The 13,851-nt window shown below is 71.6% G+C and carries 12 protein-coding genes; 11 read left to right on the top strand and 1 reads right to left on the bottom strand.

The genetic code is table 11. The features are described from left to right. Nucleotides 1-236: 236 nt before the first annotated feature. The 11 genes from gatC to ACOKM3_RS15035 all read left to right on the top strand — a co-directional run bounded on the left by gatC (nt 237) and on the right by ACOKM3_RS15035 (nt 12,585). On the top strand, nt 237-533 hold the full coding sequence (gatC, locus tag ACOKM3_RS15085) for an Asp-tRNA(Asn)/Glu-tRNA(Gln) amidotransferase subunit GatC (protein ID WP_016432511.1): 297 nt from the start codon (nt 237-239) through the stop codon (nt 531-533). Between the two features lie 6 nt (nt 534-539). After that, nucleotides 540-2,045 carry an Asp-tRNA(Asn)/Glu-tRNA(Gln) amidotransferase subunit GatA gene (gene gatA / locus ACOKM3_RS15080; RefSeq protein WP_426900735.1) on the top strand — a complete coding sequence of 502 codons (1,506 nt, stop codon included), beginning with the start codon at nt 540-542 and terminating at the stop codon, nt 2,043-2,045. Between the two features lie 5 nt (nt 2,046-2,050). After that, entirely contained in the window at nt 2,051-2,284 is a 234-nt protein-coding gene (locus ACOKM3_RS15075; RefSeq protein WP_266718898.1) for a hypothetical protein, read from the top strand. 19 nt (nt 2,285-2,303) lie between these two features. Next, complete coding sequence (gene gatB, locus ACOKM3_RS15070; protein WP_426900733.1) at nt 2,304-3,824, top strand: Asp-tRNA(Asn)/Glu-tRNA(Gln) amidotransferase subunit GatB; 1,521 nt, start codon at nt 2,304-2,306, stop codon at nt 3,822-3,824. Between the two features lie 109 nt (nt 3,825-3,933). Beyond that, nucleotides 3,934-5,163 carry an SLC13 family permease gene (locus tag ACOKM3_RS15065; RefSeq protein WP_426900731.1) on the top strand — a complete coding sequence of 410 codons (1,230 nt, stop codon included), beginning with the start codon at nt 3,934-3,936 and terminating at the stop codon, nt 5,161-5,163. Between the two features lie 139 nt (nt 5,164-5,302). Next, nucleotides 5,303-7,561 carry an MMPL family transporter gene (locus ACOKM3_RS15060; RefSeq protein ID WP_426900730.1) on the top strand — a complete coding sequence of 753 codons (2,259 nt, stop codon included), beginning with the start codon at nt 5,303-5,305 and terminating at the stop codon, nt 7,559-7,561. Then, nucleotides 7,539-8,108 (top strand): GNAT family N-acetyltransferase, encoded by a 570-nt coding sequence (locus ACOKM3_RS15055; protein ID WP_426900728.1) that lies wholly within the window; start codon nt 7,539-7,541, stop codon nt 8,106-8,108. The genes ACOKM3_RS15060 and ACOKM3_RS15055 overlap by 23 nt, the downstream gene beginning before the upstream one ends. A 35-nt stretch (nt 8,109-8,143) precedes the next feature. Next, nucleotides 8,144-8,773 (top strand): hypothetical protein, encoded by a 630-nt coding sequence (locus ACOKM3_RS15050; protein WP_426900726.1) that lies wholly within the window; start codon nt 8,144-8,146, stop codon nt 8,771-8,773. Nucleotides 8,774-8,950: 177 nt separating this feature from the next. After that, nucleotides 8,951-9,151, top strand: coding sequence for a hypothetical protein (locus ACOKM3_RS15045; protein ID WP_426900724.1), 201 nt, complete (start codon nt 8,951-8,953; stop codon nt 9,149-9,151). A gap of 59 nt (nt 9,152-9,210) precedes the next feature. Continuing rightward, entirely contained in the window at nt 9,211-12,276 is a 3,066-nt protein-coding gene (locus ACOKM3_RS15040) for a helix-turn-helix transcriptional regulator (RefSeq protein WP_426906795.1), read from the top strand. A gap of 48 nt (nt 12,277-12,324) precedes the next feature. Continuing rightward, nucleotides 12,325-12,585 (top strand): DUF6191 domain-containing protein, encoded by a 261-nt coding sequence (locus tag ACOKM3_RS15035; RefSeq protein ID WP_426906794.1) that lies wholly within the window; start codon nt 12,325-12,327, stop codon nt 12,583-12,585. Here ACOKM3_RS15035 and ACOKM3_RS15030 read toward each other — a convergent pair. Continuing rightward, on the bottom strand, nt 12,578-13,759 hold the full coding sequence (locus tag ACOKM3_RS15030) for a PQQ-dependent sugar dehydrogenase (RefSeq protein ID WP_426906793.1): 1,182 nt from the start codon (nt 13,757-13,759) through the stop codon (nt 12,578-12,580). The two genes, ACOKM3_RS15035 and ACOKM3_RS15030, sit on opposite strands and share 8 nt — an antisense overlap. Nucleotides 13,760-13,851 lie beyond the last annotated feature (92 nt).

Here is a 13,851-nt window from a genome sequence, read left to right as displayed (position 1 = left end):
TCCCCGCGCCCCTCTTGGGGGCGCGGGGAACTGCGCACGCCAACCCCGTGTGACGCGCACCCGGAATCGGCTCCACCCCGCCCCCGCGGGTCCGAACCGGCGTGCCGCCCCGCCCCGCCCCCGCAGTCCGGTCACCAGCCCGGAGGGTCCCGCCCCCGGAAACCCGTTCCTCGGCACGGCCCCGCGACCCATAGGATTGGGGCCAAACCGAGAACACGCACCCCGTGAGGATCCGCATGCCTGGCATCACGCGCGAGGAGGTCGCCCACCTCGCCCGGCTGGCGCGTCTGGAGCTGAAGCCCGAAGAGCTCGACCACTTCGCAGGCCAGCTCGACGACATCATCGGCGCGGTCGCCCGCGTCAGTGAGGTCGCCGACCAAGACGTACCGCCGACTTCGCACCCGCTGCCGCTGACGAACGTCATGCGCAAGGACGAGGTCCGTCCGTCGCTCACCCCCGAGCAGGCGCTCTCCGGCGCCCCGGCCCAGGAGCAGCAGCGTTTCAAGGTGCCGCAGATCCTGGGGGAGGACTAAACAGTCATGACGGACATCAACGTCAACATCATCAAGCTGACCGCCGCCGAGATCGCGGCGAAGATCGCTTCCGGCGAGCTCACCGCCGTCGAGGTCACCGAGGCCCACCTGGCCCGGATCGAGGCCGTCGACGAGAAGGTGAACGCCTTCCTGCACGTCGACCGTGAGGGCGCCCTGAAGCAGGCCGCCGCCGTCGACGAGAAGCGCGCCAAGGGCGAGAAGCTCGGCCCGCTGGCCGGCGTCCCGCTCGCGCTGAAGGACATCTTCACCACGGAGGGGATCCCGACCACGGTCGGTTCGAAGATCCTCGAAGGGTGGATCCCGCCGTACGACGCGACGCTGGTCAAGAACCTGAAGGCCGCCGACGTCGTCATCCTCGGCAAGACCAACATGGACGAGTTCGCCATGGGGTCCAGCACCGAGAACAGCGCGTACGGGCCCACCGGCAACCCGTGGGACCTCACCCGGATCCCGGGCGGCTCCGGCGGCGGTTCCTCCGCCTCCCTCGCCGCGTACGAGGCCCCGCTCGCCATCGGCACGGACACCGGCGGCTCGATCCGCCAGCCCGCGGCCGTCACCGGCACCGTCGGCGTCAAGCCGACCTACGGCGGCGTCTCCCGCTTCGGCATGGTCGCGTTCAGCTCCAGCCTCGACCAGGGCGGGCCCTGCGCCCGTACGGTCCTGGACGCCGCGCTCCTGCACGAGGCCATCGCAGGACACGACCCGCTCGACTCCACGTCCATCGACGCCCCGGTCCCCGCGGTCGTCGAGGCCGCGAAGAACGGCTCCGTCGCGGGCATGCGCGTGGGCGTCGTCAAGCAGTTCCGCGGCGAGGGCTACCAGGCCGGTGTCGTGCAGCGCTTCGACGAGTCCGTCGAGCTGCTGAAGTCGCTGGGCGCCGAGATCGTCGAGCTGGACTGCCCGTCGTTCGACCTGGCCCTGTCGGCGTACTACCTGATCGCGCCGTCCGAGTGCTCCTCGAACCTCGCCCGGTTCGACGCCATGCGCTACGGCCTGCGCGTCGGTGACGACGGCAGCCACTCCGCCGAGGAGGTCACCGCGCTGACCCGCGAGGCCGGCTTCGGCGACGAGGTCAAGCGCCGCATCATCCTGGGCACGTACGCGCTGAGCTCCGGCTACTACGACGCGTACTACGGCAGCGCCCAGAAGGTGCGCACGCTGATCACCCAGGAGTTCGAGGCCGCCTTCGAGAGCGTGGACGTCATCGTCTCGCCGACGACGCCGACCACCGCCTTCCCGATCGGCGAGCGCGCCGACGACCCGATGGCGATGTACCTCGCGGACCTGTGCACGATTCCGACCAACCTTGCGGGGAACTCGGCGATGTCGCTGCCCTGCGGCCTCGCCCCCGAGGACGGCCTTCCGGTCGGCCTTCAGATCATCGCCCCCGCGATGAAGGACGACCGGCTGTACAAGGTCGGGTCCGCCGTAGAGGCCGCTTTCGTGGAAAAGTGGGGACACCCGCTGCTTGAGGAGGCTCCGTCGCTGTGAGTGCCATGGCAAAGAAGGCCAAGAACTTCAAGAAGTCCAAGACCGGCGTCTATGTCTCGCTGGCCAGCACCGCCTTCGGGGCGCTCAGCGTCGCGAAGCAGGCGAAGATGGCCCGCAACGACAACGACACCCTGCGGCTGGTCGACGCCGCCGTGTCCGCCGCCGCCATCGTCACCGGCATGGCGATCCTCTACCGGGAGCTCAAGCGCCTGGGCGACGACGACGTCCTGCTGGGCTGAGAGGGAAGTTTCAGAAATCGTGACTGCCACGACCACTTCCGAGCTGATGGGGTACGAGGACGCGCTCGCGTCGTACGACCCGGTCATGGGCCTCGAGGTCCACGTCGAGCTCGGTACGAAGACCAAGATGTTCTGCGGCTGCTCCACCGAGCTGAAGCAGGACGCCAACAGCCAGACCTGCCCGACCTGCCTCGGCCTGCCCGGCGCCCTGCCGGTCGTGAACGAGATCGGCGTCGAGTCGGCCATCAAGATCGGCCTCGCGCTCAACTGCTCGATCGCCGAGTGGTGCCGCTTCGCCCGGAAGAACTACTTCTATCCGGACATGCCGAAGAACTTCCAGACCTCCCAGTACGACGAGCCGATCGCCTTCGACGGCTACCTCGACGTACAGCTGGAGGACGGGGAGGTCTTCCGCGTGGAGATCGAGCGCGCCCACATGGAGGAGGACACCGGCAAGTCGACGCACGTCGGCGGTGCCACGGGTCGTATCCAGGGCGCCTCGCACTCGCTGCTCGACTACAACCGCGCGGGCATCCCGCTCATCGAGATCGTCACCAAGCCCATCGAGGGCGCGGGCGAGCGGGCCCCCGAGGTCGCGAAGGCGTACGTCGCCGAGCTGCGCGAGGTCATCAAGGCGCTCGACGTGTCCGAGGCCCGGATGGACAAGGGCCAGATGCGCTGCGACGTGAACCTGTCGCTGCGCCCGAACGGCACCGAGAAGTTCGGCACGCGCTCCGAGACGAAGAACGTGAACTCGCTGCGCAGCGTCGAGCGCGCCGCACGGTACGAGATCATGCGGCACGCCGCGGTGCTGTCCTCCGGCGGATCGATCGTGCAGGAGACCCGTCACTTCCACGAGGAGGACGGCTCCACCACGTCGGGCCGCATCAAGGACAACGCCGAGGACTACCGGTACTTCCCGGAGCCCGACCTGGTGCCCGTCGCCCCGTCCCGAGAGTGGGTCGAGGCGCTGCGCGCCGAGCTCCCGGAGATGCCGCTCACGCAGCGCAACCGGCTGATCGAGGAGTGGGCCATCAGCGCCCACGACATGCAGTCGATCCGCAACGCGGGCGCCATCGGCCCGATCGTCGCGACGATCAACGCCGGTGCCGACTCGGCGTCCGCCCGCAAGTGGTGGATGGGCGAGCTGGCCCGCTCCGCGAACGACCAGGGCGTCGAGCTGGGCGCGCTGCCGATCACGCCGGAGCAGGTGGCCCGCGTGTCCGAGCTGGTCGCCTCGGGTGACCTCAACGACAAGCTGGCCCGCCAGGTCATCGACGGCGTCCTCAAGGGTGAGGGCACGCCGGACGAGGTCGTCGAGAAGCGCGGCCTGAAGGTCGTCTCGGACGAGGGTGCGCTCACCACTGCCGTGGAGGAGGCGATCGCGGGCAACGCGGCGATCGCCGACAAGATCCGTGGCGGCAAGGTCGCGGCCGTGGGTGCGCTCGTGGGCGCCGTCATGAAGGCGACCCGGGGTCAGGCCGACGCGGCGCGCGTCAAGGAACTGATCCTGGAGAAGTTGGGCGTCAGCGAAGGCTGACAGCGCCTGGGCGGCGGTGCATCGGGTTGCCGGTGGGCCGCCGCCCATTCGTGTCCGACGTCGCGGGGCTCTGCCGGACCCCGCTGCTCAATCGCCGCAGGGGCTTAAATTGCTCGTCTCTCTTGCGCTCCTCGCTGTCACGCTTGTCTTTGCGGTCCTACGCCCCCGCAAGTGGCCGGAGGCCGTCGTCGCGGTGCCCGCCGCGGGTGTCGCCATCGCCACCGGTACCGTCACGCCCGCCCACGCCTGGGCCGAGGTGCAGGAGCTACTCCCGGTCGTCGGATTCCTCGCCGGGATTCTGCTGCTGGCCCAACTCTGCGCCGACGAAGGCCTGTTCAGGGCGGCAGGGGACCTCGTCGCCCGCGCCTGTCACGGCAGCCCGAAGCGCATGCTCGGCGGTGTCTTCGCGGTGGCCGCCGGGATCACCGCCGTACTGAGCCTCGACGCCACCGTCGTCCTGCTCACCCCGGTCGTCTTCGCCACCGCGGCCCGGATCGGCGCACGCCCGCGCCCGCACGTCTACGCGAGCGCCCACCTCGCCAACTCGGCGTCCCTGCTGCTGCCCGTGTCGAACCTGACGAACCTGCTGGCCTTCACGGCGAGCGGGCTCACGTTCACGCACTTCGCCGGGCTCATGGCGCTCCCGTGGCTGGTCGCGATCGGCATCGAGTACGCGGTGTTCCGCCGCTACTTCGCGGTCGACCTGGCCGCGCCCGCGCACGACCCGGACCCCGAGGACCCGCCCGGCGTCCCGCTGTTCACCCTCACGGTGCTCGTGCTCACGCTCGCCGGATTCGCCGTCACGTCCTTCGCGGGCATCGAGCCGCTGTGGGCCGCCTTCGCGGGGGCCGCCGTTCTCGGCGCCCGGGCCCTCGCCCGCCGCCACAGCACCCCGGTGGAACTGCTCAAGGCGGCCAACCTGCCGTTCTGCCTCTTCGTGCTCGCGCTGGGCGTCGTGGTCAAGGCCGTGGTCGACAACGGGCTCGGGGACGCCATCGCCGGCTTCCTGCCGGACGGTTCGTCCCTGCCCGCGCTCCTCGCGATCGCCGGGGTCGCGGCGCTTCTCTCCAACGTCATCAACAACCTGCCGGCGATCCTCGCCCTGCTCCCGCTCGTCGCCCCGATGGGCCCGGGACCGCTGCTCGCCGCCCTGATCGGCGTCAACCTCGGCCCCAACCTCACGTACGTCGGCTCCCTGGCGACCCTCCTGTGGCGGCGCATCGTGCACGACCACGGCACGGAGCCCGAGCTGGGCGAGTTCACCCGCCTCGGCCTGCTCACGGTCCCCCTGACACTGGCGGCGTCGACCACCGCCCTGTGGGCCGTGCTCGCCTTGTGAGTAAGGACACGAAAGCGACAAAGGATCACTTCCGGCTGTAAGAGTGTCCCCTCATTGCTCATGTGTTCTTTGCAGGCGGTTCACGCACCAAGCGGATGTTCCCGGACAAAGATCAACGAATGACTCAGGGAGCGCGTCCGTGGCCGCACTTGCCCGCTGGTGTGTCAGTCACCGGCTCGTGGTCGTACTTCTGTGGTTGACCGCCCTTGTGGGCACGAGCGCCGCCGCGGCCGTCGCGGGATCCGCGTACTCGAACGACTACGAGGCGCCGGGGACCGAGTCGGGACGCGCCGCGCAGCTCCTGAACGAGAACTTCTCGGGGCTCGGCGGCGACAGCGACACCGTCGTCTGGCACATCGAGGGCTCCACCGTGCGCGCCGCCGACGTCGAGAAGACGATGAGCAACACCCTGGACGAGCTCGCCGGGCTCCCGGGCGTCGCCTCCGTCGGATCGCCGTACGAGGCCGGCGGCACGGGCGCGATCAGCGCCGACGGGCACACCGCGTACGCCACGGTCACCTTCGAGAAGCAGGCCGACGACATCCCGAAGGGGCAGGCGCGGGCCGTCGTCGACACCGCGCAGGCCGCCGAGGACGACGGACCCGACGGCCTTCAGGTGGAGCTCGGCGGCAGCGCCGTCGCGCTCACCGAGTCGACCTCGGCCCACACGTCCGAGATCATCGGCGTCGTCGTCGCGGCCGTCGTGCTCTTCCTCGCCTTCGGCTCGCTCGCCGCGGCCGCGCTGCCCATCGCCACCGCGCTGGTGAGCGTCGGCACCGCGTACGCGGGAATCGTGCTGCTCGGGCACGCCATGACGGTCGCGGACTTCGCGCCGATGCTCGGCATGCTCGTCGGGCTCGGCGTCGGGATCGACTACGCGCTGTTCATCGTGACCCGGCACCGCAAGGGGCTGAAGCGGGGGCTTCCGGTGGCCGAGGCCGCCGAGCGGGCCGTCGCCACCACCGGGCGGGCCGTGGTGTTCGCAGGAGCCACCGTGTGCATCGCGCTGCTCGGCATGCTGATGCTGGGCCTGAGCTTCCTGAACGGGGTGGCCATCGCCGCCTCCGTGACCGTGCTGCTCACCGTCGCCGCGTCCGTGACGCTGCTGCCGGGGCTGCTCTCGTTCATCGGGATGCGGGCCCTGTCGCGGCGCGAGCGGCGGCGGCTCGCGGAGCACGGTCCTGAGCCCGAGCTGCCGACCGGGCTCGCCGCCCGCTGGGCCGCCTTCGTGGAGCGCCGGCCGAAGCTGCTCGGCGCGCTCGCCGTCGCCGTGATCGCGGTGCTCTCGCTGCCCACCTTCTTCCTCCACCTGGGCACGTCCGACCAGGGCAACGGCCCGGCGAGCAGTACCACCCGGCAGGCGTACGACCTCCTTGCCGACGGTTTCGGGCCGGGTGTGAACGGGCCGCTGACCCTCGTCACCCAGGTCGACGGCGCCAAGGACAAGGCCGCGCTCGCGGAGCTGACGAGCGAGCTGCGGGCCACCGACGGGGTCGCCTCCGTCTCGCGTGTTACGTATAACGCGGACGACAGTGCGGCCCACCTCACCGTCGTGCCGACCTCCTCGCCGCAGTCGGAGCGGACCAGTGAGCTCGTCGACCGGCTGCGCGCCGACGTCGTGCCGGCCGCCGAGCAGAACAGCACGCTCGATGTGCAGGTCGGTGGCGTCACCGCGAGCTACGACGACTTCGCGGAGGTCATCGTCGGCAAGCTGCCCCTGTTCGTCGGGGTCGTGGTCGGCCTCGGGTGCGTGCTGCTCCTGCTCGCCTTCCGGTCCGTCGGGATCCCGCTCAAGGCCGCCGCGATGAACGTCGCCGCCGTGGCCGCGGCCTTCGGGGTCGTCGTCGCGATCTTCCAGTGGGGCTGGGGGAGCGAGCTCCTCGGGCTCGGGCGCTCCGGGCCCATCGAGCCCTTCCTCCCCGTGATCATGGTGTCGGTCCTCTTCGGGCTCTCCATGGACTACCAGGTGTTCCTCGTGAGCCGGATGTACGAGGAGTGGCTGGAAACCGGCGACAACCGGCGGGCCGTCCGCGTCGGGCTCGCCGAGACCAGCCGCGTGATCAACTCGGCCGCCGTGATCATGATTTCGGTGTTCCTGGCGTTCGTGCTCAGCGGGGACCGGGTGATCGCCATGTTCGGCATCGCGCTCGCCGTGGCCGTCGCCGTCGACGCGTTCATCCTCCGTACGCTCCTCGTGCCCGCCCTGATGCACATGCTCGGCGGCGCCAACTGGTGGCTGCCCAAGTGGCTCGACCGGCGCCTGCCGCGGCTGAGCATCGAGCCGCCCGAGTGCCGCGCCGCCGCAGATGCGAGGATCCCGGTGCAGCGCACGGCCACCGACGGCGCGCTGGACGAGCTGGTGACGGAGGAGACCGATGTACGCGATCCCGCTGGGTGAGGACGGCGCCGAGCTGCGGCCCCTGGAGCCCTGGCACGCCGAGGAGTTCCTGGCCCACCTGGACCGGGGCCGGGAGTTCATCGGGCAGTTCATCCCGTTCGGCGCCACGGCGACGGATCTCGCCTCCACGCGGGACCTGCTCCAGAAGCACGCCGACGCGACGGCCGCGGGCACGCGCGCGTACCACGGCATCTGGCTGGACGGAACGCTCGTGGGCGGCGTACTGGCCCTGAACTTCGACGCGGAGAACGGCAACTGCGAGGTCGGCTGCTGGCTGGAGCCGGCCGCCGCAGGCCGCGGTCTCATCACGCGCGCGATGCGGCACCTCATCGACTGGGCCGTCGAGGAGCGCGGAATCCACCGGGTGGAGTGGGTCGCCGCGTCGGAGAACACCCCGAGTCTGAACGTGGCCCGGCGCCTCGGGTTCACGAAAGAGGGAGTGCTCCGAGAGAGTTTTCCCTGGCGCGGAAAGCGCCATGACCGGGAGGTTTGGTCCGTGCTCGCGCCCGAGTGGCGCAGCGCACGGAGCGCGCACAGGGAACGTTAAGACACTTCTCAGACTCCGTCCGTACGGTGCGCAGCATGACTACGAAGACTGAAGCGCAGCGCGACGCCGAGACGCGGGAGGAGGGCGCGGAGGTCACGACCTCCGAGGCGACCGAGGAGGCCACCGAGGCCGCCGGGAAGACCACGAAGGACGCCGAGGACACCAAGGGCGCCGAGGCCGCGGAGGACCAGGCCGCCGCGGACGACGCGGCCGCCGAAGCCGCCGCCGAGGCCGAGCTCGCGGCCCTCAAGGAGCAGGACGAGAAGCCGTCCGGCATCGGCCAGGGCGCGGGCGCGATCGTCTCCGTGGCCCTCGGCGTCGTCGCGCTCAGCGGCAACTGGCTCGGCACCATCGCCTCGGCCCGCGCGCAGCTCAAGGGCCAGCTCACCACCGCGCAGAACGCGGGCATCGCCAAGCAGATCTCCGCGATGTACGGCGAGGCCTGGCACTCCGCCGCCCTGGTCGGCGGCGCCTTCTCGCTCGTCGCCCTGCTGGTCGCCGCGGCCGTCCTGGCCCGGCCCGCGTTCGGCGCCCCCGGCAAGCCGCAGGCGCCGTGGATCAAGTCGACCGCCTGGGCGGGCTTCGCGGTCGGCGCCATCGGCCTGGTGCTCGCCGTCGCCAAGTACACCGACCTCATCCTCGGCATGCCGGGCACCAGCGGCTGAGGCACTTACGTAAGGCGGCTCAGCCGCCTAAGGCACACCGTGGGCCGCGCCTAAGGAGGCGCGGCCCACGAACATGCGGCACTCTCCCGATGTGCCGCACCCCCCTGGGAGACGAAAGTCGAGGCATCGCGGAAAACGCTCCGCGAGAGCCGCAGAAATCGTCACCAGGGAGACGACATGTTCGAGTACGAACTGCACCAGCTCCGCTCCGCGGAACTCATCGAGACCGCCGAGCGGTACCGCCTCGCACGCTTCGCCCGTACGCAGGCCAAGGCTCGCCGTGCGGAGCGTCGGGGCCACCAGGGAAGCAGCCAGGACGCCGAGGGGCCGGTGAGTTCCGGTCACTCCCGCAGGCGTCGCGCCCCACGCGCCGCGTGAGCCCCGCGGGCGGGGCGGGCGGCACCAAAACCAGTGCCCCGCTGTCAGACCCGTGTGCGATCCTCAGCGATGTGGAGACCAGGTCCGTCAGCCCGGTTTTCGTCGGCCGGGCCGACGAACTGGGCGTACTGAACAAGGCCCTTGAGCGGGCCCACGCCGCCGAGCCGCAGGCGCTGCTGCTCGGCGGCGAGGCCGGTGTGGGCAAGACCCGCCTCATCGAGGAGTTCGCCGCGGGGGCCCGTGAGCGGGGCGCCGTCGTCGTCACCGGAGGCTGCGTCGAGATCGGGGCCGACGGACTGCCGTTCGCCCCCTTCTCCACCGCCCTGCGCGCCCTGCGCCGCACCCTGCCCGCCGAGGTGGCCGCGGCGGCCGCGGACCGCGAGGACGAACTGGCGAGGCTGCTCCCGGAGTTGGGCGAGCACGCGGGCCGGGGCCTCGGCGGACGCGGCGACGAGAGCGCGACGGCCCGCCTCTTCGAACTCACCGGGCGGCTCCTGGAGCACGTCGCGGCCGAGCACACCGTCGTCGTCATCCTCGAAGACCTGCACTGGGCGGACGCCTCCACCCGCCACCTGCTTACCTACCTGTTCCGTACGCTGCGCAGCGGCCGCCTCGCCGTCATCGCCAGCTACCGCGCGGACGACGTGCACCGCCGCCATCCGCTGCGCCCCCTGCTCGCCGAGCTCGACCGGCTGCGCACGGTCACCCGCATCGAACTCGGCCGCCTCAGCAGGGACGAAGTGGCCCGGCAGATCGCCGGGATCCTGGCATCGGACCCCGACCCCACCGTCGTGGACGACATCTTCCGCCGCTCGGACGGCAACGCGTTCTTCGTGGAGGAACTCGCCGTGTCCGGCGCCGAGGGCTGTGCCACGGGCCTGACCGACTCGCTGCGCGACGTCCTCCTCGTCCGCGTCGAATCGCTGCCCGAGTCCGCCCAGCGCGTCGCCCGGATCTGCGCGGAGGGCGGCTCCACGGTCGAGTACCCGCTGCTCGCGGCCGTCGCGGGGCTCGGCGAGGACGAGCTCATCGAGGCGCTGCGCGCGGCCGTCGGCGCGAACATCCTGCTCGCCTCGCCGGACGGCGACGGCTACCGGTTCCGCCACTCCCTGGTCCGCGAGGCCGTCAGCGACGACCTGCTGCCCGGCGAGCGCTCCCGGCTCAACCGCCGCTACGCCGAGGCCCTGGAGGCCGAGCCGACGCTGGTGCCGGCCGACGCGCGCGTGACGCGCCTCGCCAGCTACTGGTACCACGCCCACGACGCGGCGAAGGCCCTGCCCGCCGTCCTCGACGCCTCCGTGGCGGCCCGCCGCCGGCACGCGTACTCGGAGCAACTGCGGCTCCTGGAGCGGGGGATGGAGCTGTGGGACGGGGCGCCGGAGGAGGTGCGGGCGGGGCTGCGCATGGGGACGTACACGGAGGTCTACCCGGCCTGTGACTGCGACCCTGCGGAGACCCGGCTGAGCTACCTCGACCTCATGTCGGAGGCGGCCGTCGCGGGCCGTCTGTGCGGGGAGCGCGAGCGCTCCCTGAAGATCACCAAGCGTGCCATCCGCATCCTGGAGGACGCCGCGCTCACCCCCGGCGGCGGCGACCAGCTCCGCCAGGCCTGGTTCCGGATCCAGCGCAGCCGGCTCATCTCCACCCTCGGCCGCGGCGACGGCTGGGACGACATCGCCACCGCCCAGGACCTCGTACGCGGCCTGCCGCCCTCCGAGGTGCACGCCGAGGTCCTCACCAACGTCGCCTCCTGGGGCATGCTGCACGAGCCGGGCCCCGAGGCGATCACCGCCGCCGAGCGGGCCGTCGAGTACGCGCGCATGGTCGGCGCGGAGGAGACGGAGCTGAATGCCCGCCTGATCCTCAGCGGCCTCCTCGTGGACGCCGGAGACGTCGAGCAGGGGTTCAGCGAGATGTACGCCGTGCGCGACCGTTCGCTCGAACTCGGCGTGATCGCCCGCATCAACCACGTCAACGTGAACCTGCCCTCCGCACTGGAGGGCGCCGGCCGCTCCGCCGAATCCGTGCGGATCTGCGACGAGGGCATCGCCCTGTGCCGCCGCTTCGGCCTCACCGACACCACGGGGTGGGTGCACAGCAACAAGGCGGAGTCCCTGATCTCCCTCGGCCGGTGGGACGAGGCGGTCGAGGCCGCGGAGCTGACGCGTACTTCGGCCGGGAGCGAGAAGCCCCGCGGCACGGTGAGCAGGCACCTCGCGACCATCGCCCTCGGCCGTGGCGGCCTCCAGGAAGCGGCCGACCACCTCGCCGTCGCCCACGAGTGCTACGGCCCGCACGACCCCATGCCGCAGTACACGATCCCGCTCGCCCAGCTCACCATGGCGCTGGCCGCGGCCCGGGGCCGCATCCTCGACGTCCGTGCCGAACTCGAGCGGCTCGTCTCGGCCGGCCTGCCGACCGCCGTGCAGCGCTACATCTGGCCCCTCCTGCACACCGCCGCGGCCGCAGAGGCCGACGCCCGCGGTCTGCCCGCCGCCGACGCGGGGCGCGCCGAGGCGGTCGCCCGCATCCGGGACGCAGGCAAGCGCGAGGCCACCCCGGTACCCGTCTGGGAGGCGCACGAGCAGTGGGTGCGCGCCGAGCTGCTGCGCGCCGAGGACCACGACACTCCGGACGACTGGTGCGCGGCGGCCACCGCGTTCGAACCCCTCGACCGCCCCTACGACCTGGCCCGCGTCCGGCTCCGCCTCGCGGAATCCCTGGTCGCGCGGGGCGCGGAGGACGACCGGGAGCACGCCACCGAGCTCCTCCGGCTCGTCGGCGCCGTCGCCGAGCACCTGGGCGCGAGCCCGCTCGCCGAGTCCGTCGCCCTGCTCGCCCAGCGCGCCCGGCTGGCCCTGACCCGCGCCGTGCCGCGACAGAGCGCTCCGGCCGACCCCACGCAGGAGTTCGGCCTCACGAGCCGCGAGCGGGACGTGCTGCGCCTGGTCGCGGCGGGGCGCAGCAACCGGCAGATCGCCGAGGAACTGTTCATCTCGCCGAAGACCGCCAGCGTCCACGTCTCCAACATCCTGGCGAAGCTGGGCGTCGCGGGCAGGGGCGAGGCGGCGGCCCTGGCCCACCGCCTGCACCTCTTCCCGGCGGGGAGGGCTCCCGTACGCTGAGAGGGAGGGCCCGGTCGGACCCCGCCCCTGGGAGGCGCCGTGTTCAACATGTTCGAGGAGCTGTTCTCGCCGGGCCGCAAGCACACCAACGACGAGCGCAAGCGGCTGGAGCTGTCCCGCGTCGACCTGAACGACGGGGATCCGGGCCGCGGCCCGATCGACCTCACGTCGGGCAAGGTCGTCGTCCGCCAGCCGTCCCAGGAGGCCGCACCGAAGACACCCGAGCCGGACGACCTCGCCGCTCAGGACGACCGGGCTGCTCAGGACGCCCCCGCCGCCGAGGGCGAGAGCGACGACGACGTCAGCTGACCTTCAGCTCCAGGATCCGGTCGTCCCCCTTCTCCGGCGTCCCGCGCGTGTCCGTCTCGCTCGTCACGAGCCACAGCTTGTCGCCGCCCGCCGCGACCACTGTGCGCAGCCGCCCGTACTTCCCCTCCAGGAACGCCTGCGGGTCATGGGCCGCCTTCGAACCGTCGAGGGGAATCCGCCAGAGTCGCTCGCCGCGCAGCCCGGCCATCCAGACCGACCCCTCGGCGTACGCGATGCCGCTGGGCGACGCGTCCGCGGTGTGCCACTGGGCGACCGGGTCGTGGTACTTCTTGTCGCCGCTCTTGCCCTCGGCGTCGGGCCACCCGTAGTTGTCACCCGCCACGATGTGGTTCAGCTCGTCCCAGGTGTCCTGCCCGAACTCCGAGGCCCAGAGCCGCTTGTCCTCGTCCCAGGCCAGACCCTGCACATTGCGGTGCCCGTACGAGTACACGGGGGAGTCGCCGCCGAAGGGATTGCCCGGCGCCGGCTCGCCCTCCGCGGTCAGCCGGAGGATCTTGCCGCCCGTCGACTTCTTGTCCTGCGCCAGCGGCTTGTCGTACGTCTCGCCGGTCCCCACGTACAGCAGCTTGTCCGGGCCGAACGCGATCCGCCCGCCGTTGTGGTTCGTGCCCTTCGGGATGCCACGGAACACGGTGTCGGGGGCGCCAAGCTGCTCCCCGGAGGGCTTCTTCTCGTCGTAGATCATCCGCACGATGCGGTTGTCCGACTCCGTCGTGAAGTACGCGTAGACCATGTGGTCGGAGGCGTACGAGGGGGAGAGCGCGAGGCCGAGGAGCCCGCCCTCGCCCTCGGGCGCGACGCCCGGCACCTCGCCGAGCACGGTCTTCTTCCCGGTCTTCGTGTCGACACGCGTGATCGTGCCCTCGTCGCGGGACGAGACGAGCAGGCCGCCGCCACCGGGCAGCTCGGCGAGGCCCCACGGCGACTTGAGGCCGTCCGTGACGGTCCGCTCGACGCTCACCGAGCCCTTCGCCGGAGGTACGTCCTTCTTGGGGGACGAGGAGCCCTTGGACCCGCTCGCATTCGGCGCCGACGTCGAGTCCTTGCTCGGCGCGGGGGAGTCGGTACCGGAGGAGCACCCGGCCGTGAGCAGGAGCGCGGCACAGGCGGTGATGGCCAACGCGGGCCGCACAGCTGAACGTTGCACGATCAGGATCCCTTCGACGCGAAGCTCGGTCGTTCACACACCGCTCTACCGTTCAAACACCCCGGGCGCCGCTCAGGTTCCCGAACCCCGCGCTCCCG

Source organism: Streptomyces nidicola, from assembly GCF_050106155.1.
Lineage (GTDB): Bacteria > Actinomycetota > Actinomycetes > Streptomycetales > Streptomycetaceae > Streptomyces.
The sequence above is the reverse complement of the archived record's forward strand: the minus strand, read 5'-3'. Positions and strand labels throughout refer to the sequence as shown.

Bases quoted from the DNA above. Each gene is read 5' to 3' on its own strand.
- gatC (WP_016432511.1), top strand. From the start codon at position 237: ATGCCTGGCATCACGCGCGAGGAGGTCGCCCACCTCGCCCGGCTGGCG.
- gatA (WP_426900735.1), top strand. From the start codon at position 540: ATGACGGACATCAACGTCAACATCATCAAGCTGACCGCCGCCGAGATC.
- ACOKM3_RS15075 (WP_266718898.1), top strand. From the start codon at position 2,051: ATGGCAAAGAAGGCCAAGAACTTCAAGAAGTCCAAGACCGGCGTCTAT.
- ACOKM3_RS15055 (WP_426900728.1), top strand. From the start codon at position 7,539: ATGTACGCGATCCCGCTGGGTGAGGACGGCGCCGAGCTGCGGCCCCTG.
- ACOKM3_RS15050 (WP_426900726.1), top strand. From the start codon at position 8,144: ATGACTACGAAGACTGAAGCGCAGCGCGACGCCGAGACGCGGGAGGAG.
- ACOKM3_RS15045 (WP_426900724.1), top strand. From the start codon at position 8,951: ATGTTCGAGTACGAACTGCACCAGCTCCGCTCCGCGGAACTCATCGAG.
- ACOKM3_RS15035 (WP_426906794.1), top strand. From the start codon at position 12,325: ATGTTCGAGGAGCTGTTCTCGCCGGGCCGCAAGCACACCAACGACGAG.